Source organism: Serratia bockelmannii (genome assembly GCF_051803255.1).
Classification (GTDB): Bacteria; Pseudomonadota; Gammaproteobacteria; order Enterobacterales; family Enterobacteriaceae; genus Serratia; species Serratia bockelmannii.
Genome location: NZ_CP196512.1, coordinates 4,565,683 through 4,591,253, shown reverse-complemented (window position 1 = coordinate 4,591,253; position 25,571 = coordinate 4,565,683). Strand labels below are relative to the sequence as shown.

At 61.8% G+C, this 25,571-nt stretch carries 24 protein-coding genes; 6 read left to right on the top strand and 18 right to left on the bottom strand.

Annotated elements, in window-relative coordinates:
- Positions 1-40 precede the first annotated feature (40 nt).
- From ACSJLU_RS21850 to ACSJLU_RS21800, 11 genes are all read right to left on the bottom strand, one after another.
- A complete protein-coding gene (locus ACSJLU_RS21850; RefSeq protein ID WP_049208330.1) occupies positions 41-1,027 on the bottom strand; it encodes a glutathione S-transferase family protein in 987 nt (328 codons plus the stop codon).
- A 70-nt stretch (positions 1,028-1,097) separates the two neighbouring features.
- Positions 1,098-1,493 (bottom strand): DoxX family protein, encoded by a 396-nt coding sequence (locus tag ACSJLU_RS21845; protein ID WP_004937119.1) that lies wholly within the window; start codon positions 1,491-1,493, stop codon positions 1,098-1,100.
- A gap of 295 nt (positions 1,494-1,788) precedes the next feature.
- Entirely contained in the window at positions 1,789-2,076 is a 288-nt protein-coding gene (locus tag ACSJLU_RS21840) for a YqjK-like family protein (protein WP_004937121.1), read from the bottom strand.
- Complete coding sequence (locus tag ACSJLU_RS21835) at positions 2,073-2,474, bottom strand: phage holin family protein (RefSeq protein ID WP_015379160.1); 402 nt, start codon at positions 2,472-2,474, stop codon at positions 2,073-2,075. The genes ACSJLU_RS21840 and ACSJLU_RS21835 overlap by 4 nt, the downstream gene beginning before the upstream one ends.
- A 2-nt stretch (positions 2,475-2,476) precedes the next feature.
- The gene (locus ACSJLU_RS21830; RefSeq protein ID WP_004937125.1) at positions 2,477-2,782 is read right to left on the bottom strand and encodes a DUF883 family protein; all 306 of its coding nucleotides are present in this window, start codon (positions 2,780-2,782) and stop codon (positions 2,477-2,479) included.
- 164 nt (positions 2,783-2,946) lie between these two features.
- On the bottom strand, positions 2,947-3,318 hold the full coding sequence (locus ACSJLU_RS21825; RefSeq protein WP_025304353.1) for a DUF1090 domain-containing protein: 372 nt from the start codon (positions 3,316-3,318) through the stop codon (positions 2,947-2,949).
- A 242-nt stretch (positions 3,319-3,560) separates the two neighbouring features.
- Entirely contained in the window at positions 3,561-3,935 is a 375-nt protein-coding gene (mzrA, locus tag ACSJLU_RS21820) for an EnvZ/OmpR regulon moderator MzrA (protein WP_094460793.1), read from the bottom strand.
- Complete coding sequence (locus ACSJLU_RS21815) at positions 3,932-4,612, bottom strand: DedA family protein (RefSeq protein ID WP_025304352.1); 681 nt, start codon at positions 4,610-4,612, stop codon at positions 3,932-3,934. The genes mzrA and ACSJLU_RS21815 overlap by 4 nt, the downstream gene beginning before the upstream one ends.
- Positions 4,613-4,748: 136 nt before the next feature.
- Entirely contained in the window at positions 4,749-5,195 is a 447-nt protein-coding gene (locus ACSJLU_RS21810) for a hypothetical protein (protein WP_025304351.1), read from the bottom strand.
- A gap of 186 nt (positions 5,196-5,381) precedes the next feature.
- Positions 5,382-6,158, bottom strand: coding sequence for a transcriptional regulator ExuR (gene exuR / locus ACSJLU_RS21805; protein WP_033636102.1), 777 nt, complete (start codon positions 6,156-6,158; stop codon positions 5,382-5,384).
- A 118-nt stretch (positions 6,159-6,276) separates the two neighbouring features.
- Positions 6,277-7,575, bottom strand: coding sequence for an MFS transporter (locus ACSJLU_RS21800; RefSeq protein ID WP_336064588.1), 1,299 nt, complete (start codon positions 7,573-7,575; stop codon positions 6,277-6,279).
- Positions 7,576-7,859: 284 nt separating this feature from the next.
- On the opposite strand from ACSJLU_RS21800, the gene uxaC reads away from it, so the two are divergent.
- Both uxaC and ACSJLU_RS21790 read left to right on the top strand, forming a co-directional pair.
- Entirely contained in the window at positions 7,860-9,272 is a 1,413-nt protein-coding gene (gene uxaC, locus ACSJLU_RS21795; RefSeq protein WP_336064589.1) for a glucuronate isomerase, read from the top strand.
- 20 nt (positions 9,273-9,292) lie between these two features.
- Complete coding sequence (locus ACSJLU_RS21790; RefSeq protein WP_342096562.1) at positions 9,293-10,780, top strand: UxaA family hydrolase; 1,488 nt, start codon at positions 9,293-9,295, stop codon at positions 10,778-10,780.
- 52 nt (positions 10,781-10,832) lie between these two features.
- Here the strand turns inward: ACSJLU_RS21790 and sstT are convergent, their stop codons facing one another.
- The 5 genes from sstT to ACSJLU_RS21765 all read right to left on the bottom strand — a co-directional run bounded on the left by sstT (position 10,833) and on the right by ACSJLU_RS21765 (position 15,822).
- Entirely contained in the window at positions 10,833-12,068 is a 1,236-nt protein-coding gene (gene sstT / locus ACSJLU_RS21785; protein WP_025304346.1) for a serine/threonine transporter SstT, read from the bottom strand.
- Between the two features lie 262 nt (positions 12,069-12,330).
- Positions 12,331-13,299, bottom strand: a complete 969-nt coding sequence (locus tag ACSJLU_RS21780; RefSeq protein WP_025304345.1) for a TerC family protein — start codon at positions 13,297-13,299, stop codon at positions 12,331-12,333.
- A 252-nt stretch (positions 13,300-13,551) separates the two neighbouring features.
- Positions 13,552-14,283 carry a glutamine amidotransferase gene (locus tag ACSJLU_RS21775; protein WP_380826323.1) on the bottom strand — a complete coding sequence of 244 codons (732 nt, stop codon included), beginning with the start codon at positions 14,281-14,283 and terminating at the stop codon, positions 13,552-13,554.
- 1 nt (position 14,284) lies between these two features.
- Positions 14,285-15,265 (bottom strand): Gfo/Idh/MocA family protein, encoded by a 981-nt coding sequence (locus ACSJLU_RS21770; RefSeq protein WP_439041041.1) that lies wholly within the window; start codon positions 15,263-15,265, stop codon positions 14,285-14,287.
- Between the two features lie 50 nt (positions 15,266-15,315).
- On the bottom strand, positions 15,316-15,822 hold the full coding sequence (locus tag ACSJLU_RS21765) for a M48 metallopeptidase family protein (protein WP_004937154.1): 507 nt from the start codon (positions 15,820-15,822) through the stop codon (positions 15,316-15,318).
- A 149-nt stretch (positions 15,823-15,971) separates the two neighbouring features.
- On the opposite strand from ACSJLU_RS21765, the gene rlmG reads away from it, so the two are divergent.
- Entirely contained in the window at positions 15,972-17,111 is a 1,140-nt protein-coding gene (gene rlmG / locus ACSJLU_RS21760; protein ID WP_043142033.1) for a 23S rRNA (guanine(1835)-N(2))-methyltransferase RlmG, read from the top strand.
- 34 nt (positions 17,112-17,145) lie between these two features.
- On the opposite strand, the gene ACSJLU_RS21755 is transcribed toward rlmG, so the two are convergent.
- Positions 17,146-19,167, bottom strand: a complete 2,022-nt coding sequence (locus tag ACSJLU_RS21755) for an NADPH-dependent 2,4-dienoyl-CoA reductase (protein ID WP_342096565.1) — start codon at positions 19,165-19,167, stop codon at positions 17,146-17,148.
- Between the two features lie 424 nt (positions 19,168-19,591).
- Here ACSJLU_RS21755 and ACSJLU_RS21750 point away from each other — a divergent pair, with 424 nt between their 5' ends.
- Positions 19,592-21,211, top strand: a complete 1,620-nt coding sequence (locus ACSJLU_RS21750; protein WP_238968727.1) for an ABC-F family ATP-binding cassette domain-containing protein — start codon at positions 19,592-19,594, stop codon at positions 21,209-21,211.
- A gap of 13 nt (positions 21,212-21,224) precedes the next feature.
- Here ACSJLU_RS21750 and ACSJLU_RS21745 read toward each other — a convergent pair whose 3' ends face one another.
- Positions 21,225-22,715, bottom strand: coding sequence for a PLP-dependent aminotransferase family protein (locus ACSJLU_RS21745; protein WP_049204393.1), 1,491 nt, complete (start codon positions 22,713-22,715; stop codon positions 21,225-21,227).
- Positions 22,716-22,836: 121 nt separating this feature from the next.
- On the opposite strand from ACSJLU_RS21745, the gene ACSJLU_RS21740 reads away from it, so the two are divergent.
- Together ACSJLU_RS21740 and ACSJLU_RS21735 are read left to right on the top strand one after the other, a co-directional pair.
- The gene (locus ACSJLU_RS21740; RefSeq protein WP_049208350.1) at positions 22,837-24,102 is read left to right on the top strand and encodes a 4-aminobutyrate--2-oxoglutarate transaminase; all 1,266 of its coding nucleotides are present in this window, start codon (positions 22,837-22,839) and stop codon (positions 24,100-24,102) included.
- Between the two features lie 12 nt (positions 24,103-24,114).
- Positions 24,115-25,569, top strand: coding sequence for an NAD-dependent succinate-semialdehyde dehydrogenase (locus tag ACSJLU_RS21735; RefSeq protein ID WP_342096566.1), 1,455 nt, complete (start codon positions 24,115-24,117; stop codon positions 25,567-25,569).
- Positions 25,570-25,571: the final 2 nt, after the last annotated feature.

The following is a 25,571-nucleotide window of genomic DNA, read 5'->3' as shown; positions in this document are numbered from 1 at the left end:
TGACATCCCCTTGCCGGGCGGCAAGGGGATTTTTTTCGCCTTAACCGAAGCGCTGGTCGCGGCCGTGCGGCTCGTCCAGATCCTGCGCCGGCCCGATGGAAATGATGCCGTGCGGGTTGATGGTGGCGTGGCTGCGGTAGTAGTGGTTGCGAATGTGCGGCAGGCTGACCGTCTCGTCGATGCCCGGCATCTGGTAGATGTCGCGCAGGAAGCCGTACAGGTTGAGGTAGTCGCTGATGCGGTGTTTATCGCACTTGAAGTGGGTGACGTACACCGGATCGAAACGCACCAGCGTGGTCCACAGACGCAGGTCGGCTTCGGTCAGCCGATCGCCGGTCAGGTAGCGATGCTGCCCCAGGATCTGCTCCAGGCGCTCCAGCGCGTTGAATACCCCGTTGACCGCTTCGTCATAGGCTTCCTGGCTGGTGGCAAAACCGGCTTTGTACACGCCGTTGTTCACTTGATCGTAAATCCAACCGTTCAGCTCATCGATCTTGCCGCGCAGCGCGGTCGGGTAGTAGTCGCCTGCCCGAGCGCCGACGCCGTCAAATGCGCTGTTGAACATGCGGATGATGTCGGCGGATTCATTGCTGACGATGGTTTGCCGCTGTTTATCCCACAGCACCGGCACGGTCACGCGCCCGCTGTAGTGCGGATCGGCCCGCAGGTAGATCTGGTACAGGAAGTCGGCGTGATACAGCGGATCGCCGGTGGTTTCCGGAAAATCCTGGCCGAAGGTCCAGCCGTTTTCCAGCATCAGCGGGTGCACCACCGAGACCGGAATGATCTGCTCCAGCCCTTTCAGTTTGCGCATCAGCAGCGTGCGATGCGCCCAAGGGCAGGCGAGAGAAACATAAAGGTGATAACGGCCCGCTTCGGCCTGGAAGCCGCCCACGCCGTGTTCGCCCGGCTGACCGTCGGCGGTCACCCAATTGCGAAACTGAGCGGTTGAACGTTTGAAACGGCCGCCGGTAGATTTGGTGTCATACCAGATGTCTTGCCAAACGCCATCGACGAGTTGTCCCATGGGAATCTCCTTGGTGTCCGAGTGAAAAACGACAGGGCCCGGCATGCCGGGCCCTGAATGACAGTTTAGATTACCATTTCTTGTTCAGAAGACGGTCGATGCTGAAGCCGCCTGGGCCTGCGACCGCCAACACGATGAAGCCGCCGGCGATGGTCAGGTTTTTCATGAACATCAGCTGGTTTACGCCTTCCGCAAAGTCAGTGTGGAACAGCAGCGCGGTCAGAATGGTGAAACCGGCAGTGAACAGCGCCACGGTGCGGGTCAGGAAACCGAACAGGATCGCCAGACCGCCGCCAAATTCCAGCAGGATGGTCAGCGGCAGCAAGAAGCCAGGCACGCCCATCGATTGCATGTACTGTTGGGTACCGGCATAAGCGTCACCCATTTTGCCGTAGCCTGCCACGATAAACAGGATTGGCATCAGAATACGAGCAACCAGCAAACCTGTATCTTCTAATTTTTTCATCATCTACTCCAAAGTGTTTTTGTGCGCCTGTTCGGCGGTAGTCATATCAACGGGCGGTGTAGCGGGTTTCTTACCCTGTCCGCTCCGTCTCGAATTGATGGAGTGAATGTTAAGCGGGAAGTGCTCAGGTTGTTAGCAAGTAAAACTGTCGTAATTTTTCAAAAAATCTGAATCTTTAGCGTGCTAATAAAATGCCGCCGATCAGCAGGTTGCCCGGCCCCGGGGTTGGACGCGTTGTATCAAGGGAGAAAATGCGGGCAGAGCAACAGGAGGTTTGAAGGAAAGACTAAGCGGCTTACTTGGCGGAAAACGTCTTTTTAAACAGACGGATAGCGCTCCATGCGCCGAAAGCGCGACGCGACCAGCGGATCATCTTGCTGGGATGGCGGATGCCGTACAGCGCCATGACGCTGGAACCGAGCACCAGATAGCGGCGCAGGCCAAACACCGTTTGCCAGCCGCGGTCGATGCGTTCGGTCTTTTCCAGCCACAGAGACTTGTGTTCGGCCAGATCCAGACGCTGTTGCTGGATCTGCCGAATCAGCCTCTCTTTTTTCCATTCCAGATAGCGGCGGCGGCTCATGGCTCGCGCTCCAGTTCGGCGCGGTCGAGTTCCAGCTGTTTGCGCGTGGCACCGAGCAGCGTGGTGCGACGGGCCTTGACCAGCGTCCAGATGGTGCCGACCACGGCGAGGAACAGCAGCACGCCGGTTGTCGCGCCCAGCGCCACCAGCCGGTAGACCGGATCGATGGCCCAGAAGATCAGGATCAGCAGGCTCATCAAACCGAAGGCGGTGAACAGCAGCGTCATGCCGGCCATGATCAGCAGCTGAATGAGGTTGGCTTTCTCCTCTTCCAGCTCGACTACCGCCAGCCGGACGCGGGTTTCCACCATGCCGACCAGGATCGTGATGATGCGCTGACCGATATCCAGGACCCCTTTAGCGGGGCCCTGCGCGCGCACTTGCGGTTGTTCAGCCATGATTAACGACGCGCGAGCAGCACGCCCAACACGACGCCGACCGCCGCGCCGATACCGATGCCGGTCCACGGGTTGTCGCGCACGTAGTCGTCGGCCTGGCCGGCGATCTGCTTGGTTTGCGAAGCCAGCTTGTCACCGGCGTCGCTCAGGCGAGCGCGGGTCTCTTTCAGCGCGCCTTCCGCTTTCGAGCGCAGCTTCTCCAGCTCGGCTTTCGGCTTGTCGGTGGAGGAGTTCAGCACTTCCTCCAGCGTATCGGCTAAGGACTTCAGTTCAGCGCGTAAGTTTTCTGCATTTGAATCATGTGCCATGTGATTATTCCTTAACGTTTATTTCGACAGACTTTTAACATAGCGGATTTTTTCGCCGGAGCAAAGGGGTGATGGCCAGCAGATAACACCAGACATCAATTTCATATGCTTAAGAAATCCCGTGTGATGGGGCTCTCATCGATAAATCCGCTGGTGTGAAAAAATTATTCCGCCTGGGCGCGTTTCAACTCAGCTTGCGCTTCCGCCAGCTTTTGCTGCTTCTTGGCGACCTTGTCCAGCTTGCCGGTTTGCTGCGTTTCTTTCAGTTCCTGCCGGCGCTCGTCGACCTTGCGCTGTTTCTCTGCGATGTTTTTTTGGCGTTCGGCCTGCAGGCCGGCTTCGGTGCAGTGAGTCTGCACTTCGCTCAGCGCTTTTTTTAGCCCGTCCACGCGGTGGGTGTTACCGTGCTGGGTGGCGTAGTCGATTTGCTGTTGGATGTTTTGCGCTTTGGCGGCACAACCGCCCTCAGCGGCCGCAGCGAGGGCCGGCAGCGTGCAGAGAGGCAACAGCAGTAACAGGGAGTGGCGTAATTTCATCTTTCAGTTCCTTTTCATGGGGTACCTGAACAGGCACCCGCTTTCCTGGCTGCCGAAGGCGGCAGCGCGAGAGGAGGGCGTTCATCGCCGGCTGAAGTTATCCTTCAGCATAGTCATGAAACCGGCGTGCCCCCAAAGAATCAGCCGTGACTCAGTGCTGACTGATTAATTCTTGAGCTAATCGGTGCGAATGAAAATGAAGATAATGGCAGTGAAAGGAAACCCCTTCATCTGAAGGGGGATTATCCCAGATTGAGTGGGGAACGCGCAAATTCGCGCACCCAATGCGATGGCACGGGGGATTCGCTCAACGCGATGTGGTAACCGGGCGGCAGGATGGTTTGCAGCGCTTCGCGCGCCAGCAACTGCTGCTCCGGCGAATCCAGACGGATGACCAGGCCATCACCTTCCGGCGTGATGCTTTTGATGCGGATGCCGCGCTCATCCAGGCGCTGGTAGACGTAAAAGCCGTCGGGCAGCGACAGCCCTTGCTGGTTGGCGCGAATGCGCAGCTCGCTCTCGGTGCGCACCATACAGGGCACCAGCAGCGTCGCCAACGCCAGTAGGGCGAGCGCGATCATCAAGACGTATTGCCAGCGCGGGCGCTTTGCTGTCACGCCCCTTTCCCCGGGTTCTGGCCGCTGGCGCGTTTCTTGCGCCACAGCACGATCAGTGAGCCGACCAGCCCAACCACCAGCAATACCAGCGGCAACATCATCAGGCAGAACATCAGCTGATCTTCATACTTGCGGAACACCGGGGTTTTCCCGAGGGCGAAGCCCAGCGTCGTCAGGATCAAGACCCACAGCAGGCCGCTCATCCAGTTGAAGAACTGGAAGCGCGCGTTGTTCAGGCCGGACAGACCGGCGATGGTTGGCAGCAGGGTGCGCACGAAGGCCAGGAAGCGGCCGACCAGCAGGGCGGAAAGGCCGTGGCGGTGGAACAGGTTGTGGGCGCGCTGATGGTAGTGAGCCGGCAGATGCGAAAGCCAGCCTTGCACCGTTCGCGTATTGCCGAGCCACCGGCCCTGTATATAGCTGACCCAGCACCCCAGGCTGGCGGCGACGGTCAGGATAACGATGGTCAGCGGGAAGCCCATGGTGCCTTTGGCGATCAGCACGCCGACCAGGATCAGCAGGCTGTCGCCCGGCAGGAAAGCGGCCGGCAGCAGGCCGTTCTCCAAAAACAGGATCATGAACAGCAGGATGTAGAGGGTCCACACCAGCGAAGGGTTCGCCAGCGTCTCAAAATCCTGCTGCCACAAGGCATGTATCAGTTCTTTAATGATATCCATCCGGTGTTCCTAAAACGTCATTGTTTATTTTTATCTCAGCGGTGGAACGGGCGTGGGCTGAAAACGCGCGGCGATCCTGAATGCTGATAACGATGAAACGGCGTTGCTTTAAGGTTTCTTAGCGGTGCGACACCGGTCATAGGTGGTAAGTCAGCGTGCCACGGTACTGCATGTTACTTTCTTTCCAGCCGGCCTGCCGACTCTGTTGCCTGGAGGCATCCAGCATCCCGTCGACCTGGGCAAGCCGGTTGGGAGCCGGCGTGTCCTGGCGGGGGAAGCGAATTCGGTAGCCCGGCTCTGCGGCCAGGGTATAGACCGGCACCGGCAGGGAGGAGGCGAGCAGCGAGCCGGAGAAAGAGTGCGCTCTGGGCAGCAGCAGCGGCAACTTGCCGGGGGCTTTGCGGCGCGCTTCGGCCGGCGCCCGATACACCTGATCATAGGGGGAAAGCGCCGGCTCCGCCAACAGCGGCAGGCTGCTCAGCGCGCTGGGGGTGGGCTTGGGTGACGCCACGCATAGCTGTGGGCCGGAGACCGAACCGGTCCAGCAGAAAACAGCAATCAGCATGGCAAACAACCAGCGCATTTATTCGCGTCCCGCCCCCGCAGCAATGGGTAAAAAAGTGGGCTAACTCTACCAAAATAGCACGATTGGCAACAGGGAAATCTACGTTGCCGACGGCGAAATAGTACACGGCAAACGGCGGTTCCGGCATCGATTCAGCGGATTTTACATTACCTGACATAAGCCGACGTTTTTTGACCGCCGTGGCTATTTCGGCTCGTGGCTCACGCCATCCAGATGCACCACCGGATTCTCGGCGAACAGGTAGCGATCGGCGTTGTATTCGAAGTCGTCGCTGGTGGCGTTGAACAGCATCTGCTTGGTGTTTTCCAGGTGCTGCCACATCGCCAGTTTGGCGGCGTAAGGATCTTTGCGCATCAGCGCCTTGAGGATCTGATCGTGATCGTCGCACCAGCTGGCGATCGAACGTTCGTCGATATGCTCGTGCAGTTTCTTCCAGTAAGGGTTGTTGACCCGCTGCACCCACATTTTTTCCACGATGGTGGCCATGGCGGTGTTCTGGGTGGCCAGCGCCACCTGCACGTGGAACTTCAGATCCCACTGCGAGTCGCGGAAACGATCCTCTTTGCGGGCATGCTCCTGGATCTCCATCAGTTGCACGATATCCTGCTTGGTCACCTGGGTGGCGGCAAATTCGGCGATGTTGCTTTCTATCAGCTGGCGCGCCTGCAGCAGCTCAAACGGGCCGGCGGTGGCGAACTCGATGCTGTCGCCCGGCACCACCAGGTGTTTTTGCTGGTTGGACACCACGTGGATCCCAGATCCCTTGCGCACGTCCACATAGCCTTCGACTTCCAGCATGATGATCGCCTCGCGCACCACGGTGCGGCTGACATTCATCTCTTCGGCGATGTATCGCTCGGCCGGCAGCTTGTCGCCTACCGGATAACGGCCGCTTTCGATGCGTTGCTTCAGCTCGGCGGCCAGTTGCTGATACAGGCGTCTGGTTTCAGTGAATTCCATAGTGAATGCTCTATACGGTGCGGTGGGAAGGGGCGCGTGGCCATCGGATTTGTTATACCACTTATTCGGCACCGCTGCCAGAGGAGCAAGGGGCCCGGCGCAGCGGCCGGGCGGGGGATCAGCTGCGCGCCGGGGTGGGCTGCAGCGCGGCGGGTTGCGGTTCGGCGGCCGGGCGGTTTTGCAACACCGTCCAGATGACGATGGCGCCGAGAATGTCGAAGACCGACAGCGCGGCGAACAGCGGGCTGAAGCCGAGGGTGTCCGCCAGGGCGCCGACCACCAGGGCGAACAGCGTGCTGGCGGTCCAGGCCGCCATGCCGGTCAGCCCGTTGGCGGTCGCCACCTCATTGCGGCCGAACACGTCGGAAGAGAGGGTGATCAACGCGCCGGACAGCGCCTGATGGGCGAAGCCCCCGACGCACAGCAGCGCGATAGCCGCGTAAGGGCTGGTGAACAGGCCGATCATGCCGGGGCCGATCATCAACACCGCCCCCATCGTCACCACCAGCTTGCGTGAGACGATCAGGTTGACCTTGAAATATTTCTGGAACAGCGGCGGCAGATAACCGCCGACGATGCAGCCGAGATCGGCAAACAGCATCGGCATCCAGGCGAACATGGCGATCTCTTTCAGGTTAAAGCCGTAGGCCTTGAACATGAACAGCGGGATCCAGGCGTTGAAGGTGCCCCACGCCGGCTCCGCGAGAAAGCGCGGCAACGCGATGCCCCAGAACTGGCGATTGCGCACGATCTGCCAGGCGGACATCTTTTTGGCATTAGAGGTCTGGTGCTGCGCTTCCTGGCCTTCGAGGATGTAACGGCGTTCTTCCAGGCTCAGTTTCTTCTGATCTTTCGGGTGTTTGTAGAACAGCAGCCAGCAGATGGCCCAGATCAGGCTCAGCACGCCGGTGATGATGAACGCCATCTCCCAGCTGTGCGCGACGATGGCCCATACCACCAGCGGCGGGGCGATCATGCCGCCGATCGACGAGCCCACGTTGAAATAGCCGACGGCGATCGAACGCTCTTTGGCCGGGAACCATTCGCTGCTGGCCTTCAGCCCGGCGGGGATCATTGCCGCTTCCGCCATGCCGACCGCGCCGCGCGCCAACGCCAGCCCGCCCCAACTGTTGGCCAGTGCGGTGCCCATGCAGAACAGCGCCCACAGAATGGCGAACATGGCGTAGCCGACCTTGGTGCCCAGCACGTCCAGCACGTAGCCCGCCACCGGTTGCATCACGGTGTAGCACGCGGAGTAGGCGGCGACGATATAGGAATACTGTTGGGTGGTGATGTGCAGCGTATCTTCCAGCGTCGGCGCCGCCACGGCAATGGCGTTGCGGGTCAGGTAACCCAGCACGGTGCCGATGGTCACCAGTCCGATCATGTACCAGCGTAACCCTTTAATTTTACGCATCCGAAGTGTCTCCCCGTTTGAAGGTGTGGCCGTCGATGCGGCTGGCGAGACAATAACCTGTCATACAGGTTTAAAAGTTGAGTGATATCACAAAAGGAATTATTCGCCTGAGCAATACTGTTGCCGGTGAAACAGGGCATTTTTGCCGGTAAATTGAGCGAAAAAGGGCGTAGAGAGAGGATGAACGGCAGACCTCGGGAAAAATCTGCTGGACGTTAGTAAAAATTGGTGTGATAACTTTTGTGATTCGAACCCCGTGCCGCACGGCAAGTAAGGAGCCCGAGATGGCGACGTTTTTGAGCGAAGATTTCCTGCTGGACAGCGAATTTGCCCGGCGCTTGTATCACGATTACGCGGCGCAGCAGCCGATTTTTGATTATCACTGTCATTTGCCGCCGCAGCAGATTGCGGAGAATACCCGCTTCAGCAACCTGTACGATATCTGGCTGCGGGGCGATCACTACAAATGGCGGGCGATGCGCACCAACGGCGTGGCGGAGCGGTTGTGCACCGGCGATGCGGGCGATCGCGAGAAATTCGACGCCTGGGCCGCCACGGTGCCGCACACCATCGGCAACCCGCTCTATCACTGGACGCATCTGGAGCTGCGCCGGCCGTTCGGCATCACGGATACGCTGTTGTCGCCGGCCACGGCGGATGAAATCTGGCAGCGCGGCAATGCGCTGCTGGCGCAGGATGCGTTTCGCGCACGTGGCATCATGCAGCAAATGAACGTGAAAATGGTCGGCACCACCGACGATCCGATCGACGATCTGCGCCATCATCGGGCGATCGCCGAGGATCATAGCTTCGATATCAAGGTGCTGCCGAGCTGGCGGCCGGACAAAGCTTTCACTATCGATGCGTCCGGCTTCAACGACTATCTGCGGCAGCTGGAGGCGGCGGCGGACACCGCCATCGGCCGCTTCAGCGCGCTGTGCGACGCCCTGTACAAGCGCATGGATCACTTCGCCGCTCACGGTTGCAAAGTGGCCGATCATGCGCTGGACGTGGTGGTGTTCGGCGAGGCCGATGAAGCGGCGCTGGATGCGATCCTGCTGCGTCGCCTGAACGGCGAGCTGCCGACGCCGGAACAGAGCGCCCAGTTCAAAAGCGCGGTGCTGCTGTTTTTGGCCGGCGAATACCGGCGCCGAGGCTGGGTGCAGCAGTATCACATCGGCGCGCTGCGCAATAACAACAGCCGCATGTTGGCCGCCGTCGGGCCGGATATCGGCTTCGACTCGATCAACGACCGGCCGCTGGCGGAACCGCTGTCGCGGCTGCTGGATGCTCAGGCGCGGCAGGGCGGTCTGCCAAAAACCATTCTCTATTGCCTCAATCCGCGCGATAACGAAGTGATCGGCACCATGATCGGCAATTTTCAGGGGGAAGGCACGCCGGGCAAGATGCAGTTCGGCTCCGGTTGGTGGTTCAACGATCAGAAGGACGGCATGCAGCGCCAAATGACGCAGCTGGCCCAGCTCGGGTTGCTGAGCCGCTTCGTCGGCATGCTGACCGACAGTCGCAGCTTCCTGTCGTATACGCGGCATGAATACTTCCGCCGCATCCTTTGCCAGATGATCGGCCGTTGGGTGGCGGACGGCGAAGCGCCGGCGGATATCGCGCTGCTGGGCGAGATGGTGAAAAACATCTGCTTCGACAACGCCAAAAACTATTTCGCCATCGAACTGGCGTAGCCGTTATCCGGGACTGGTTTATGCAAAGTACGATAAAGATTCACGAGCAGGATAACGTGGCGGTGGCGCTGCGCGATCTGGCCGCCGGAGAAATGCTTGAGTTGGACGGGGAGCGCATTCAGCTGGCGCAGCCGGTGGCGCGCGGGCACAAGTTTGCGCTCGGCCCGATCGCCGAGGGCGAAGACATCATCAAATACGGCCAGCCGGTCGGCCATGCGCTCGCGGCCATTGCGCCTGGGGAGCACATTCATTCGCAAAACGTCAAAACCAACCTGAGCGATCTGGACAGCTACCGTTACCAGCCGCAGTTCCCAACGTTGCCGCCGCAGGCGGCGGATCGCGAGGTGCAGCTGTACCGCCGGGCCGGCGGCGAAGTGGGGATCCGCAACGAGCTGTGGATCGTGCCGACCGTCGGCTGCGTCAACGGCATCGCCCGTCAGATCCAACAGCGCTTTTTGCAGCAAACGCAGGCGGACGGGATCGACGGCGTGCACCTGTTCAGCCATCCGTTCGGCTGCTCGCAGCTTGGGCAGGATCATGCCAACACTCGCATCATGCTGCAAAATCTGGCGCGCCATCCCAATGCCGGCGCGGTGCTGGTGATCGGGTTGGGCTGCGAGAACAATCAGGTGGATGCCTTTCGCGCCACGTTGGGGATAGAGGACGAGCGGCGGCTGCGCTTTATGGTGTGCCAACAACAGGACGACGAGGTGGAAGCCGGGCTGGCGCTGTTGCACGAGCTGTACCGGGAGATGCGCCACGATCGCCGCGAGCCGGGCCGCCTGAGCGAGTTGAAGTTCGGCCTGGAGTGCGGCGGTTCGGACGGATTGTCGGGTATCACCGCCAACCCGCTGCTGGGGCGCTTTTCCGACTATGTGATAGCCAACGGCGGCACCACGGTGCTGACCGAAGTGCCGGAGATGTTCGGTGCCGAGCGCATTCTGATGAGCCGCTGCCGCGATGGGGAGACCTTCGAAAAAACCGTCGATATGATCAACGATTTCAAACGCTATTTCATCGCCCATCAACAGCCTATTTATGAGAATCCGTCGCCGGGCAACAAGGCCGGTGGCATCACCACGCTGGAGGAGAAGTCGCTTGGCTGCACCCAAAAGGCGGGGTTAAGCCAGGTGGTAGACGTGCTGAAATACGGCGAGCGGCTGCGTGTGCCGGGGCTGAATCTGCTCAGCGCGCCGGGCAACGATGCGGTGGCGACCAGCGCGCTGGCCGGTGCCGGCTGCCATATGGTGCTGTTCAGCACCGGGCGCGGCACGCCGTACGGCGGCTTTGTGCCGACGGTGAAGCTGGCGACCAACAGCGAGCTGGCGGCGAAGAAACCGCATTGGATCGATTTCGACGCCGGCGGCCTGGTTCACGGCGTGGCGATGGAGACGCTGCTCAGCCGCTTCATCGATCTGATCGTCGAGATCGCCAACGGCCGCCCGGCGCGCAATGAAGCCAACGATTTCCGCGAGCTGGCGATCTTTAAAAGCGGGGTGACGCTCTAAAGCTGACAAAAAAGGCGCTCGAGGGAGCGCCTTTTTATGAAGCAACTTGCGATTAACGCACCTTCAGCGGGTCTTCGTTCGCCAGCCGTTGATCTTCCGCCTGGCAGGCGGCGGCGGTGAACAGCACGTCGGTGGAGGAGTTGAGGGCGGTTTCCGCCGAATCCTGCAGCACGCCGATAATAAAGCCGACCGCCACCACCTGCATCGCCACGTCGTTCGGAATGCCGAACATGTTGCACGCCAGCGGGATCAGCAACAGCGAGCCGCCGGCCACGCCGGAGGCGCCACAGGCGCACAGGGCGGCCACCACGCTCAGCAGCAGAGCGGTCGGGACGTCCACCGCGATGCCCAGCGTGTTCACCGCCGCCAGCGTCAGCACGGTGATGGTGATCGCCGCGCCGGCCATGTTGATGGTGGCGCCCAGCGGGATGGAAACCGAGTAGGTGTCCTCATTCAGGTTCAGCTTCTTGCACAGCTCCATGTTCACCGGAATGTTGGCGGCTGAGCTGCGGGTGAAGAAGGCGGTCACGCCGCTCTCGCGCAGGCAGGCGAACACCAGCGGATACGGATTGCGGCGGATTTTCCAGTAAACGATCAGCGGGTTGAGTACCAGCGCCACCAGCAACATGCAGCCGAGCAGCACCATCAGCAACTGGGCGTAGCCCCACAGCACACCGAAGCCGGTTTCCGCCAGCGTGGAAGCCACCAGGCCGAAGATGCCAAGCGGCGCACAGCGGATCACCGCTCGCACCACCAGCGTAACCGCATGGGACATGTCGTTGATCAGCCCTTTAGTGGTTTCGGAAGCGTGGCGCAGCGCCAGCCCCAGCCCGACGGCCCACGCCAGAATACCGATGTAGTTGGCGTTAATCAGCGCATGGAACGGGTTGGCCACCACGCTCATCAACAGACCCTTCATCACCTCCACAATGCCGCCCGGCGGGGTAATGTCCGTCGCGCCGGTGGTCAGCGCCAGCGTAGAAGGGAAGATAAAGCTGACGACGACCGCCACCAGCGCGGCGGCAAAGGTGCCCAGCAGGTAGAGGAACAGGATCGGGCGAATGTTGGTCTTCTGCCCCTGTTTATGGTTGGCGATCGAGGCCATCACCAGAATCAGCACCAGCACCGGCGCCACCGCTTTCAGCGCGCCGACGAACAGGGAACCGAGCAGGCCGACGGCTGCAGCGGCCGCCGGCGAAACCAGCGCCACCAGAATGCCGGCCACCAGGCCGACCATGATTTGTTTGACCAGGCTACCCTGCGTGATCCTTTGTAATAGTTTTTGCATAGTGCTTTCTTCCTGATGTTATCTGGCCGCCACGGCGGGAACGACGTCGGGCAGCTTTATATGATTCTGTAACTAAGTGTGTTTGCCGAATTAGTATTCAGCAATCGAATGAGGTTGGAAAGAGGCGAGGGTGAAATTCTGAGCGCGGATCAACACTTGATAACATACTGGTTACATTTGTGTGATCGCAATAACGTTTGGCGTTTTGGGGGAATTGCCAAACAATCGCGGGGCGACTAGCGCCCCGGATAACAGATTATGGTTATTTCTTCGCCAGGCGATCGTTGCGGCGATTGACCCAGGCGTTGATCAGCAAAGTGAGCGTCAGGATGCCCGCCACCACGCCGAGCGAGATGCCGATCGGGATGTGGAAGAAGTCGATAATCAGCATCTTGATACCGATAAACACCAGGATCACCGACAGGCCGTATTTCAGCATCGAGAAACGTTCCGCCACGTTGGCCAGCAGGAAGTACATGGCGCGCAGGCCCATGATGGCGAACAGGTTAGAGGTCAGCACGATGAATGGGTCGGTGGTCACGGCGAAGATCGCCGGAATGCTGTCCACCGCGAAAATCACGTCGCTCAGTTCCACCAGGATCAGCACCAGCACCAGCGGGGTGGCGAACAGGATGCCGTTGCGGCGCACGAAGAAACGCTCGCCTTCCAGGCTGTCGGTCATGCGCAGGCGGCTGCGCAGCCATTTCACCAGCGGCTTGTCGCCGATCGCCGAATCATCTTCCTTCGCCAGCGCCATCTTGATACCGGTGAACAGCAGGAAAGCGCCGAACAGATACAGCAGCCACTGGAACTGGCTGACCAGCCAGCTGCCGGCGAAGATCATGATGGTGCGTAGCACGATCGCGCCCAGCACGCCGTAGATCAGCACCCGCCGTTGCAGGTTGGCCGGCACGGCGAAGTAGCTGAACAGCATCAGCCAGACGAACACGTTATCCACCGCCAGCGCTTTTTCGATCAGGTAGCCGGTCAGGAAGGCCAGCGCCTGGGTATCGGCGACGGCGCGCCCGGCGGTTTCATTCAGGTAGTACCAGAAACCGAAATTGAACAGCAGAGAGAGGCTGACCCACACCAGCGACCAGCTGGCGGCCTGCTTCAGGGTCATGGTGTGCGCGCCTTTACGGCCCTGCAACAGGAGATCGATTGCGAGCATCACGACTATGACGGCGGCGAAGCTGCCCCATAACCACGGTGTGCCAACGGAATTCATCATCAGAGGTATCCTTCAAAAACAAAAACGGCCAACGTCGGAAGACGCCAGCCGCTCTGTGAACGCTGCAAGCAAACCTCGCCTTCCGGCAAGGTCTCACTTACAACGTTGATGAAGGTGATTACACCTTTGACATCAGGTTGCCCGGTAACCGGATGCTTGCGCATCGTAATGACGATTGACCGGCAATGAAGTTACTCCCCTTTGCAGAGCAGAAAGTAATGCAAAATGTGTCGGCGGTCAACGTGAATCGCGTTAGCCGGCCATCGCTTTTTGCGCGCCGAGGCTGACGACGAATCCCTGCAGCAGCAGGCGGCTGAACGGCGTGCCGCTAACCTGTTGTTGTTGCTGGTGGTAGCGCGCTTGCTGCTCGGGATGCAGCTCGCCGAGCCACTGCAGATACTGGCTCATCACCGCGCCGTTGAATTCCGGGTGGAACTGGGTGGTCAGGGCATGATCGCCATAGCGCAGGATCTGGTGCGCATCCTGCTGCGAACGCGCCAGCGTCTGCGCGCCGACGGGCGGCGTCAGCACGCTCTGCGAGTGGATCAGGTTGGCTTTGAAGCGCGGCGGCAGCAGGGCGAGCCGCCGGTCTTCGGCCGCGGCGGGCAGCAGTTCGATCTCCAGCGTGCCGACCTCCATGCCCTGCGGGTGGTAGCCCACTTCGCCGCCGAGCGCGTAGGCCAACAGCTGGTGGCCGTAGCAGACGCCGAACAGCGGCAGTTTGATCGCCATCGCCTGGCGCAGCCACTCGGCCGCCGCCTCGCTCCACGGCAGCCGTTCGGTCACCATCGCCGGCGAGCCGGTGATGACCACGCCGCAATAGGCGGCCGGCGGCAACGGCCGCTCGCCGGCGGGCAGATGCACGATGTGCGCGCGTTCGGCGTCGATGTTGCCCTGTTGCAGAAACATGCCTTCAAAGTTGGCCAATTCCTGACGAATGGCCTGCGGCGCGTCGCCGGTTTGCATCACGAGCAGCGGTTTCATCTCATTCTCCGTCGGCGGGGAAGACGATGCCGGTCTGGCGGCGGATGTCGGTCAGCAGGCGGGCGACGATCAGCGAATTCTCCAGCCCTGGATGTTCCACCTGACGCTTCTCAACCAACTCGGCGAAGGCCAGCGCCTCATACAGCATGGTGTTGATGTGCTGCGGCTGGCCCAGATCCTGGCGGTTGCCGCCGCGCGGCGTCAGCGCCACGCCCTGGCACTCGGAAATCTTGTCGATAATCAGCGTGCCTTCCTCCCCCTGGATCTCGCTGGGGATCGCCGAGTCGCTGACCTTGGAATGGGAAAGCGTGACGTCGAAATCGCCGTAGTTCAGGCAGACGGTGCCGTGGGCGTCCACGCCGGTATCGAGCAGCGTGGCGCTGGCGAGCACCGACTGCGGCGCGCCGAACAGCGCCACCGCGCTGGCCAGGCAGTAGTAGCCGATGTCCATGATGGAGCCGTTGGAGAACTGTGGATTAAAGGTGTTGGGGTTCTCGCCGGCCAGGTAGCGCGGGTAGCGCGAAGAGTATTGGCAGTAGTTGATGAAGGCTTTGCGCAGCCGGCCGATTTTCGGCAATGCCTGTTGCAGCGCCAGAAAATTCGGCAGATAGGCGCTTTTGAACGCCTCGAACAGCACCACCTGATTTTCCCGCGCGCAGGCTACCAGCTGTTCCGCTTCGCGCTGGTTGGAGGCCAGCGGTTTTTCGCAGATCACGTGCTTTTTATGGCGCAGGAACAGCAGCGATTGCGGGCAGTGCAGGGAATTGGGGCTGGCGATATACACCGCGTCTATGGCGTCGGACTGGGCCATCGCCTCGAGAGAGTCGAAAAACTGCGTGACCTGATAGTTGGCGCCAAACGCCTGCGCCTGTTCCAGCGAGCGTGAATACACGGCGCTCAACTTGAGTTTGTCGCTTTCATGGGCGGCATCGATAAAACGTTCCGTAATCCAGTTGGTGCCGACGACGGCAAAGCGAATCATGGCGAGCTCCGGTCCAAGCTTAAAACCGCAGATTATCACGCCCTCACTCGCTATGCATACAGCTCGCCGAACAGCGAAAGGTGCGTCAGATACAGCCGGGTATCGAATTCCAACTGGTGGTAATCCGGCTCCATATGGCAGCACAGACTGTAGAATGCCTTGTTGTGATCTTTCTCTTTCAGGTGCGCCAGCTCATGCACCACGATCATGCGCAGGAACGGTTCGGGCGCGACCTTGAACACCGTCGCCACGCGGATTTCCGCCTTGGCCTTCAGCTTGCCGCCCTGCACGCGCGAGATAGCGGTATGCAGGCCGAGCGCGTGCTTCATGACGTGGATCTTGCTGTCGTAGGCCACCTTGCTCAGCGGCTGGGCGTTGCGCAGATACTGGTTTTTCAGATCGACGGTAAACTGATACAGCGATTTGTCGGTCGTGCAGTCGTGCACCTGCGGATAGCGCTGCAGCAGCACGTCCCCCAGCCGATTCTGATGGATCAGTTGTTGCACCTGGCTTTGCAGATGCGTTGGGTAGCCTTGCAGGTAGGTCAATTCAGACATTCTTGTTCCGTATCAACGGCCATTCAGCCGGTCATTCTATGCTGTTTTTTCGCTCAAATCCTGACATACGCAATTTATCCGAAAAAACATTTTACTGACGGGCGTTTTTAGGGGATAAACAGCCCAAATTTTATCAGTCAGGAGGGGCAATGAGCCAACTCGATCTGGGAACACAGCAACTTGAGCTGGAGCGTTATCCCCAACAGGAAGAATCCACCCAGTTGCAGGCGTGGGAAGCGGCGGATGAATATCTGCTGCAACAGCTTGAAAACGTAGATATCGGCGGACGCCCGGTGCTGATTTTCAACGATAACTTCGGCACCCTGGCCTGTGCGCTGCACGCGCATCGCCCTTACAGCGTCAGCGACTCGTACATGAGCCAGCTGGCGACGCGTCACAACCTCAAGCTCAACGGTCTGGATCCTGAGCAGGTCACGCTGTTGGACAGCCTCGCCGAGCTGCCGGCGGCGCCGGCGGTGGTGCTGATTCGCGTGCCGAAAGCGCTGGCGCTGCTGGAACAGCAGCTGCGCGCGCTGCGCCACGTTGTGACCGAAGACACGCTGATCGTCGCCGGCGCTAAAGCGCGCGATGTGCATACCTCGACGATGCAGCTGTTCGAAAAGGTGCTGGGCCCGACGCGCACCAGCCTGGCGTGGAAGAAGGCGCGCCTGATCTTCTGCCAGGCGGCGGACATCGTCCCGCCGGCGGCGGCGGAAACCACCAACTGGACGCTGGACGGCACCGATTGGCTGATCCACAACCACGCCAACGTCTTCTCGCGCGGCAGCCTGGATATCGGCGCGCGCCTGTTCCTGGATCACCTGCCGCGTGGCCTGAACGGCCATATCGTCGATCTGGGCTGCGGCAACGGCGTGATTGGCCTGGCGGCGCTGGCGCAAAACCCGGAAGCGCAGGTGACCTTCGTCGATGAATCTTACATGGCGGTGGCCTCCAGCGAGCTGAATGTGGAGCACAATCTGCCACAAGAGCTGGATCGCTGTCAGTTTGAGGTGAACAACGCGCTGGCGGGCATCGAGCGTGAAAGCGTGCAGGCGGTGCTGTGCAACCCACCGTTCCACCAGCAACACGCCATTACCGATCACACCGCCTGGCAGATGTTCTGCGACGCCAAGCGCTGCCTGCAGGTGGGTGGCGAATTGCGCATCGTCGGCAACCGTCACCTCGACTATCATCAGAAACTCAAGCGCCTGTTCGGCAACTGCACGCTGGTGGCCTCGAACAAGAAGTTCGTGATCCTGAAAGCGGTGAAATCCGGCGCGCGTCGCTGAGCGTGAATAACCAGGGGCGCCGGGCGCCCCTTTTTTACAGTGACATCGCCAGCCGCGTGCCCTGATCGATCGCACGGCGGGCGTCCAGCTCGGCAGCCACGTCGGCGCCGCCGATCAGGTGCACGATTTTCCCCATCGCCAGCAGCGGTTGCTGCAGCTCGCGGCGCGGTTCCTGCCCGGCGCAGACGATCACCGTGTCCACCGGCAGGCAACTTTCCTGCTCGGCGCGGGTGATGTGCAGCCCTTCATCGTCGATCAGCCGATAGTTGACGCTATTGAGCATCTTCACGCCGCGCATCGCCAGGCTGGCGCGGTGGATCCAACCGGTGGTTTTCCCCAGGCCTTCGCCTACCTTGCTGGTTTTACGTTGCAACAGGTAGATCTGCCGCGCGGCGCGTGGCGCCTGAGGGCCTTGCGCTGCAAGCCCGCCGCGTTGCTCAAGGCGACCATCGATGCCCCATTCGCGGTTGAATTCCGTCTGATCCAGGCTGCTGGACATGCCGTGCTGGCTAAGGTACTCGGCGGTGTCGAAGCCGATGCCGCCGGCGCCGATGATCGCCACCCGCTGGCCGACCGGTTTTTTATCGCGCAGTACGTCCAGATAGCTCAGCACCTTGGCGTGCCCGATGCCGGGGATGTCCGGGGTGCGCGGCACGATGCCGCAGGCGAGGATCACTTCGTCGAATTCGCTTAAATCCGCCGCCTCGACCTTGACGCCCAACCTGACCGTCACTTCGCGCAGCGCCAACTGGCGGCGGAAGTAACGCAGGGTTTCATGGAATTCTTCCTTGCCGGGGATTTGTTTGGCGATGTTGAACTGGCCGCCGATCTGCTCGGCGGCGTCGAACAGCGTCACCTGATGGCCACGGCTGGCGGCGGTGGTGGCAAACGCCAGCCCGGCGGGGCCGGCGCCGATCACCGCCAGCTTTTTCGGTTTCTCCGCCATCGTCAGCGGCATTTCGGTTTCGCGGCAGGCGCGCGGGTTGACCAGGCAGGAGGTCAGCTTGCCTTCAAATATCTGGTCGAGGCAGGCCTGGTTGCAGCCGATGCAGGTATTGATCTCGTCGGCGCGCCCCTCGGCGGCTTTCTGCACAAAGGCGGCGTCGGCAAGGAACGGGCGCGCCATCGACACCATGTCGGCACAGCCGTCCGCCAGCACCTGCTCGGCCACCGCCGGATCGTTGATGCGGTTGGTGGTGATCAGCGGGATGCTGACCTTGCCCATCAGCTTGCGGGTTACCCAGCTGAATCCGGCGCGCGGCACCATGGTGGCGATGGTCGGGATGCGTGCTTCGTGCCAGCCGATGCCGGTATTGATGATCGTGGCGCCCGCCTGTTCGACCGCCAGCGCCAGCTGTTCGATCTCCTGCCAGCTGGAGCCGTCCTCCACCAGATCGAGCATCGACAGCCGGTAGATCAGAATGAATGCCGGGCCCACGGCCTGGCGCACCGCCCTGACGGTCTCGACGGCGAACCGCATGCGGTTGGTGAAGCTGCCGCCCCATTGGTCGTCGCGCTGATTGGTGCGAGTCGTCAAGAATTGGTTGATCAGGTAGCCTTCGGATCCCATCACCTCAACGCCGTCATAGCCGGCCTGCTGCGCCAGCGCCGCGCAGCGGGCGAAGTCGGCGATAGTCTGTTCAATGTCTGCCGTGCTGAGCGCGCTCGGCGTAAACGGGTTGATCGGCGCCTGCAGCGCGGAAGGGGCCACCAGCTTGGGTTGATAGCTGTAGCGGCCGGTGTGCAGGATCTGCAGCGCAATTTTGCCGCCCGCCCGGTGGACGGCCTCGGTTACCGGGCGGTGGTGAGGCAATTGCGCCTCGCTGTTGAGGATCGAACCGCCGCGAAACACCACGCCCTGTTCGTTCGGGGCAATGCCGCCGGTGACGATCAGCGCCACGCCGGCGGCGGCGCGCTCGGCATAGAACGCGGCCAGGCGCTGCGGGCCGTCGGGCAGCTCTTCCAGGCCGGTATGCATCGATCCCATCAGCACCCGGTTTTTCAGGGTGGTGAAGCCGAGATCCAGCGGCGCCAGCAGGTGAGGGTAATTGCTCATTGCACTCTCCATCGTTCATCCCCCGCCTCTTTCAACCTGCAGCGTTGTTGCCTGCGTTCGCTCGCCCCAGTCACTTACTTGAGTAAGCTCCTGGGAACGCCCGAACTTGCCGCCTAGCTGCAGGTTGAAAGCGATTGGGGATGAGCATCTGTTATTATTATGTGAACACAAGTGGTCGGATGAGATAAATCTAGCCGTTGTCATGCCGCTTGGGAATCTGCGTTGCGCCGAATGTGATAGACGTCATGAATCTCAGACTCTGTTTGCATAACGAACAAAAGATCGGTTAACCTTTGCGCGTTGTAAATTCCTTCTCTCTGCGGAGCCATAACCGAAAATGAACACCCACACCTGTTGATATCTGGTCCCACGCTGTGCGCTCTTGCGCCCTGTGGGGATGTTTTGATCTCATTCAGGAGTGCTTATGGCTCATTTTGCGCAGTCCCCTTATTTCGTTTTACATCAACTGACCTGCCAATTTGCTGACGGCGAAACGCTGTTCGGCCCGCTGGATCTCGCTTTCGATCGGCAGCGCTGTGGCCTGGTGGGACGCAACGGCGTCGGCAAAACCCAGCTGCTGCGCCTGATCGCCGGGTTGGATCGGCCGGGTAACGGTCACGTCGAATCCCATGCCGCATTGGCTTACGTTGCGCAGCAGCCGGAGATCGCCGCGGACACCACGCTGGCCCAGCTGTTGGGCTATGGCGAGGTGTTTGCCGCGCTGGCGCGTCTCGAGCAGGGGCGGCCGCTGGCGGACGATATCGATCGTCTGGAAGGGCGATGGGATCTCAACGATCGCCTGCAAAACGCCTTCGCCGCCGCCGGGCTGCCGGCCTTCGATCCGTTGCGATCCGCAAGCTCTCTGAGCGGCGGCGAGCGGATGCGCGCGGCGCTGTGCGGCGCGTTGCTGGGCGAAGCGGATTTTCTGCTGCTGGACGAACCGACCAACCACCTCGACAGCGTCGGGCGTGCCTGGCTGTATCAGCAGCTGGATCAGTGGCGGGGCGGGTTGCTGATCGCCAGCCATGACCGGCAGCTGCTGGCGCGCATGGCGCGCATCGTCGAACTGACGCCCGGCGCGCTGCGCAGCTACGGCGGCAACTACGATGACTACCGGCGCCAGCGCGACACGGAACAGCAGGCGGCGCGCGCCGATCTGGAGCATGCGCGCGAGGAGCGCCGCCGCACCCGCGCCCGCCAGCAAAAAGAGCACGACATGAGCCAGCGGCGCTCGGCGCAAACGCTGCGCGTCGTCGATACGCTGAATATCGCCTCTTTTGAGCGGGTGGCCTACAAGTCGGCGGCGAAGGAGAGCCTCGGTACGCTGCGCAAACAGCATCAGGATCAGCGCGACAGCCTCGATGCGGCGGTGCGCGAAGCCTATCAGCGGGTGGAAGAGGAACAGCCGGTGTTGCTGGCACTGCCCGGCAGCGAAGTGAGCGCGAACAAGCAGGTGCTGGTGCTCGAGCGGCTGCAGCTGCCGTTCGTCAGCGCGCCGCCGCTCGATCTGCGTATCGACGGCCCGATGCGCGTGGCGTTGACCGGCCCCAACGGCTGTGGCAAGTCCACCTTACTGAAGACCGTTCTCGGTCAGCTGACGGCGCTTTCCGGCCATTGTCATTGCCCGCTGTCGACGGCCTACCTCGATCAAACCCTGTCGCAGCTCGACCCGAATCTGTCGGTGATGGAGCATCTGGGGCTGCAGGATTCGCCGCTGGCGGAAGGCGCGTTGCGCACCCGGTTGGCGCAGCTGCAGCTTGGCGCAGATCGCATCGCGCTGCCGCTGGGCTCGCTGAGCGGCGGTGAACGGCTCAAGGCGGCGTTGGCCTGCGCGCTGTGGCGACAGCAACCGGCGCAGCTGCTGTTGCTCGACGAGCCGACCAACCACCTGGATCTGGCGTCGTCGTTGGCGATCGAAACTGCGCTGGCGGATTTCCCCGGCGCGATGCTGGTGGTGTCGCACGACGAAGACTTCCTGCAGGCGCTGCGGCCGACGCACCGCCTGCACCGGCAGGCGGATGGCTGGCGGCTTCAGGCCTGGTAATGCGTAGGCGACCTTAAGGAGCCGCCTTTTTTATTGCAGGTACGTTGATGCACGCCAGCAACTGGGTGAAGGCCGCGGCCATCTGTTCTTCCGGCACGCAGGCAAACCCCATCAGCAGGCCGCGCCGGCGGTTGGGCAGCATGTAGTAGCGCGACAGCGGCCGCACCAGCACCCCCTGCGCGCCGGCGGCGGCGGCGATCGCCACGTCGTCGGCCTCGTCCGGCAGGTTGAGGATCAGGTGCAATCCGGCGTTGCTGTTGAATTCGCTGAGCGCCTGTTTGCCGAGGTGCTGTTCGATCAGGCCGGTCAGGAAGGCGCGCCGCCGGGCGTACAGCAGCCGCATGCGGCGGATGTGCGCGGTGTAGTGCCCCTCTTGGATGAATTCCGCCAGCGCGCTCTGGATCAGCAGGTGCCCGCCGCGATACAGCTCGGCGTGGGCGGTTTTCAGCGGCTGCACCAGCGGCGGCGGCAATACCACATAGCCGAGGCGCAGCGCCGGGTAGAGCGTTTTGCTGAAGGTGCCGATGTAGATCACCGGCGCGTCGGCCTCCAGCCCTTGCAGCGCCGGGATCGGTTGGCCGGAAAAGCGGAATTCGCTGTCGTAGTCGTCCTCGACGATCCAGCCGCCGGCGTTGCGCGCCAGCGCCAGCAGCCGTTGGCGGCGCGCCAGGCTCATCACCGAGCCGAGCGGATACTGGTGCGACGGGGTGACGAAAATCAGGCGGGGTGGCGTCGTTGGCTGCTCCGGCGGCACCAGCCCGGCCTCGTCCACCGCCAGCGGGCAGATGTTCAACGCATTGATGCGCAGGATATTGCGGATCCCCCAATAGCCCGGTTCTTCGATCCAGGCGTCATCCCCCGGATTGCACAACATGCGCGTCACCAGATCGATCGCCTGATGGATGCCTTCAGTGATCAGGATCTGTTCCGGCGAGCAGCGCACCGAGCGCGCCACCCGTAAATACTCCACCAACGCATGCTGCAGCTCCGGGCTGCCGCCCTGATTGCTGTAGGTCAGCCGCTGCGGCGCCGGGCGGCGGCTGAGGCGCGCCTGGATCTTGCTGAACAGCTGATGGGGAAAGGCGTTGACGTCGGGGACGCCGGGAATGAATGCCCCCCACTGTTTGGGGCTGGCGCTGGCGTGGTGCAGCAGCGTGGCGCCGCGCTCCGACAGTTCGACGCGCCGCGGTTGCCCGCTGCCGTCCGCCGGAGCGCCGCCGGTGGATAGGCAGCTGTCCGGCACCGTGTCGGCGACGAAGGTGCCGCTGCCGGCGCGCGCCGATACGTAGCCTTCCGCCAGCAGTTGTTCATAAACGGTTAATACGGTGTTGCGGGACAGGCTGAGCTCCTGCGCCAGATCGCGCGAGGCGGGTAGGCGGCTGGAGGGCGGCAGGCTGCCGTCGAGAATGCTGGTGCGGATCGCGTTGTAAAGCCGCTTGTGCAGCTTGTCATCGGGCTGTTCGCCGAGGCGCTGCAGCAACAGATCACCACTCAATGAGCGCAATTGGATCCCTCAATTATTCGTAACTGGCACTCGATTATAGGGCCACATCCTGTGTAAATAAACGGCATTGTTTCACGAATGTGAACGAAACGTGTAACTGGCACCGACCGGAGAGAACAGCATGAAAAACGCAGAATTGAACCAACGCCGTCAGGACGCCACCCCGCGCGGAGTGGGCGTGATGTGTGGTTTTTACGCCGAGCGCGCAGAGAACGCCACGCTGTGGGATGTGGAAGGCAAAGAAGTGATCGACTTCGCTTCGGGGATCGCCGTGCTGAACACCGGGCATCGCCACCCGAAAGTGATCGCCGCAATTGAAAAGCAGCTGCAGGCCTTCACCCACACCGCCTATCAGATCGTTCCTTACGAAAGCTATGTCTCGTTGGCGGAGCGCATCAACCAGCGCGCGCCGATCGCCGGTCCGTGTAAAACCGCTTTCTTCACCACCGGCGCGGAAGCGGTGGAAAACGCGGTGAAGATCGCCCGCGCTTACACCGGCCGTCCGGGCTTGATCACCTTCGGCGGCGGCTTCCACGGCCGCACCTATATGACCATGGCGCTGACCGGCAAAGTGGCGCCTTACAAACTGGGCTTTGGCCCATTCCCCGGCTCGGTGTTCCACGGCCAGTACCCGAACGCGCTGTACGGCGTGACCACCGAAGACGCGATGAACAGCCTGGATCGCCTGTTTAAAGCGGATATCGATCCCAAGCAGGTGGCGGCCATTGTGCTGGAGCCGGTGCAGGGCGAGGGCGGTTTCAACGTGGCGCCGGCCGATTTCATGCAGGCGCTGCGCGCGCTGTGCGACCAGCACGGCATCCTGCTGATCGCCGACGAAGTGCAGACCGGCTTCGCCCGTACCGGCAAGCTGTTCGCCATGGAGCACTACAGCGTTAAGCCCGATTTGATCACTATGGCGAAAAGCCTGGCGGGCGGCATGCCGCTGTCGGCGGTGGCGGGCCGCGCCGAGGTGATGGACGCGCCGGCGCCGGGCGGGCTGGGCGGCACCTACGCCGGTAACCCGCTGGCGGTGGCCGCCGCGCACGCGGTGCTGGACGTGATCGACGAAGAGCAGCTGTGCCAGCGCGCTCAGCGCTTGGGTCAGCACCTGGTGGAAGTGTTGCAGCAGGCGCGCAAAACCAGCCCGGCGATCGCCGATGTGCGCGCGCAGGGATCGATGGTGGCGGTGGAGTTCAACGATCCGGCTACCGGTAAACCTTCAGCCGATATCACCCGTCAGGTGCAGCAGAAGGCGATGGCGGAAGGGCTGCTGCTGCTGAGCTGCGGCGTGAACGGCAACGTGATCCGCTTCCTCTACCCGCTGACCATCCCGGACGATCAGTTCACCAAGGCGATGGGCATTCTGTCCCGCGCGCTGGCCCACTAAGGAGCGAACGGCATGAAATTGAACAATCCCGAGCTGCTGCGCAGCCAGTGTCTGATCAACGGCGAATGGTGCGATGCCCTGAGCGGCAAACGCGAAGCGGTGATCAATCCGGCCACCGGTGCCGAACTGGCCAGCATTCCGCTGGTCAGCGAAGAGGAAACCCAGCAGGCGATCGCGGCGGCGCAGCGGGCGCAAAATGACTGGAAACAGCTGACCGCCAAGCAGCGTTCTGCGCTGCTGTTGGCCTGGGCCGACAAGGTGTTGGCCGCGCAGGAAGATCTGGCGCAGCTGATGACCGCCGAGCAGGGCAAATCGCTGGCGGAAGCGCGCGGCGAAGTGGCGTACGCCGCGTCGTTCATCACCTGGTTCGCCGAAGAGGCCAAGCGGGTGGACGGCGCGGTATTGCAGGCGCCGCAGGCTTCGCAGCGCCTGGTGGTGGTGAAGCAGCCGATCGGCGTGTGCGCGGCCATCACCCCGTGGAATTTCCCGGCGGCGATGATCACCCGCAAGGTGGCGCCAGCGCTGGCGGCCGGTTGCGCCATCATCGTCAAACCGGCCGAGCAAACGCCGCTGACCGCGCTGGCTCTGGCCAAGCTGGCGCAGGACGCCGGCATTCCCGCCGGCGTTTTGCAGGTGGTGACCGGCGAAGCGGCGCAGGTGGGCAAGGTGCTGTGCGACAGCCCGGTGGTGCGCAAGCTGAGCTTTACCGGCTCGACCGAGGTCGGCCGCATCCTGATGGCGCAGTGCGCACCGAGCATCAAGAAACTGTCGCTGGAACTGGGCGGCAATGCGCCGGTCATCGTGTTCGACGACGCCAATCTGGACGCGGCGGTGGCGGGCATCATGGCCTCCAAGTTCCGCAACAGCGGCCAGACCTGCGTCTGCGCCAACCGCATCTACGTGCAGGACGGCATCTACGAGCGGCTGGCGGATAAACTGGTGGCGGCGGTCGAGCAGTTGAACGTCGGCGACGGCAGCCAGGAAGGCACCACCCAGGGGCCGCTGATCGACAGCGATGCGGTAGCGAAGGTGCAGAGCCATATCGACGACGCGCTGATCAAAGGGGCACAGATCGCCACCGGCGGCCAGCCGCACGCGCTCGGCGGCACTTTCTTCCAGCCGACGGTGGTGACCGGCGTGACGCAGAAGATGCGCTTCGCCAAAGAAGAAACCTTCGGGCCGGTGGCGCCGCTGTTCCGCTTCCATGACGAGGCGGAAGCCATCGCCATGGCCAACGACACCGAATTCGGCCTGGCCGCCTACCTGTTCACGCAGAACGCCGCGCGCCAGTGGCGCGTGCCGGAGGCGCTGGAGTACGGCATGGTCGGCATCAACACCGGGCTGATTTCCAACGAAGTGGCGCCGTTCGGCGGCGTGAAACAGTCAGGGCTCGGGCGTGAAGGATCGCGCTACGGGATAGAAGAATATCTGGAGCTGAAATACCTGTGTATCGATGTGAGCTGTTGAGC

Excerpts from the sequence above, each read along its gene's own strand:
- ACSJLU_RS21750 (WP_238968727.1), top strand. The coding sequence starts at position 19,592 with ATGGCTCATTTTGCGCAGTCCCCTTATTTCGTTTTACATCAACTGACC.
- ACSJLU_RS21815 (WP_025304352.1), bottom strand. The coding sequence starts at position 4,612 with ATGGATATCATTAAAGAACTGATACATGCCTTGTGGCAGCAGGATTTT.
- ACSJLU_RS21800 (WP_336064588.1), bottom strand. The coding sequence starts at position 7,575 with ATGCGTAAAATTAAAGGGTTACGCTGGTACATGATCGGACTGGTGACC.
- rlmG (WP_043142033.1), top strand. The coding sequence starts at position 15,972 with ATGAGCCAACTCGATCTGGGAACACAGCAACTTGAGCTGGAGCGTTAT.
- ACSJLU_RS21825 (WP_025304353.1), bottom strand. The coding sequence starts at position 3,318 with ATGAAATTACGCCACTCCCTGTTACTGCTGTTGCCTCTCTGCACGCTG.
- uxaC (WP_336064589.1), top strand. The coding sequence starts at position 7,860 with ATGGCGACGTTTTTGAGCGAAGATTTCCTGCTGGACAGCGAATTTGCC.
- ACSJLU_RS21850 (WP_049208330.1), bottom strand. The coding sequence starts at position 1,027 with ATGGGACAACTCGTCGATGGCGTTTGGCAAGACATCTGGTATGACACC.
- ACSJLU_RS21735 (WP_342096566.1), top strand. The coding sequence starts at position 24,115 with ATGAAATTGAACAATCCCGAGCTGCTGCGCAGCCAGTGTCTGATCAAC.
- ACSJLU_RS21765 (WP_004937154.1), bottom strand. The coding sequence starts at position 15,822 with ATGTCTGAATTGACCTACCTGCAAGGCTACCCAACGCATCTGCAAAGC.
- ACSJLU_RS21840 (WP_004937121.1), bottom strand. The coding sequence starts at position 2,076 with ATGAGCCGCCGCCGCTATCTGGAATGGAAAAAAGAGAGGCTGATTCGG.
- sstT (WP_025304346.1), bottom strand. The coding sequence starts at position 12,068 with ATGCAAAAACTATTACAAAGGATCACGCAGGGTAGCCTGGTCAAACAA.
- ACSJLU_RS21845 (WP_004937119.1), bottom strand. The coding sequence starts at position 1,493 with ATGAAAAAATTAGAAGATACAGGTTTGCTGGTTGCTCGTATTCTGATG.
- ACSJLU_RS21790 (WP_342096562.1), top strand. The coding sequence starts at position 9,293 with ATGCAAAGTACGATAAAGATTCACGAGCAGGATAACGTGGCGGTGGCG.
- ACSJLU_RS21740 (WP_049208350.1), top strand. The coding sequence starts at position 22,837 with ATGAAAAACGCAGAATTGAACCAACGCCGTCAGGACGCCACCCCGCGC.
- ACSJLU_RS21775 (WP_380826323.1), bottom strand. The coding sequence starts at position 14,283 with ATGAAACCGCTGCTCGTGATGCAAACCGGCGACGCGCCGCAGGCCATT.
- ACSJLU_RS21755 (WP_342096565.1), bottom strand. The coding sequence starts at position 19,167 with ATGAGCAATTACCCTCACCTGCTGGCGCCGCTGGATCTCGGCTTCACC.
- ACSJLU_RS21830 (WP_004937125.1), bottom strand. The coding sequence starts at position 2,782 with ATGGCACATGATTCAAATGCAGAAAACTTACGCGCTGAACTGAAGTCC.
- ACSJLU_RS21780 (WP_025304345.1), bottom strand. The coding sequence starts at position 13,299 with ATGATGAATTCCGTTGGCACACCGTGGTTATGGGGCAGCTTCGCCGCC.
- ACSJLU_RS21810 (WP_025304351.1), bottom strand. The coding sequence starts at position 5,195 with ATGCGCTGGTTGTTTGCCATGCTGATTGCTGTTTTCTGCTGGACCGGT.
- ACSJLU_RS21770 (WP_439041041.1), bottom strand. The coding sequence starts at position 15,265 with ATGATTCGCTTTGCCGTCGTCGGCACCAACTGGATTACGGAACGTTTT.
- exuR (WP_033636102.1), bottom strand. The coding sequence starts at position 6,158 with ATGGAATTCACTGAAACCAGACGCCTGTATCAGCAACTGGCCGCCGAG.
- ACSJLU_RS21835 (WP_015379160.1), bottom strand. The coding sequence starts at position 2,474 with ATGGCTGAACAACCGCAAGTGCGCGCGCAGGGCCCCGCTAAAGGGGTC.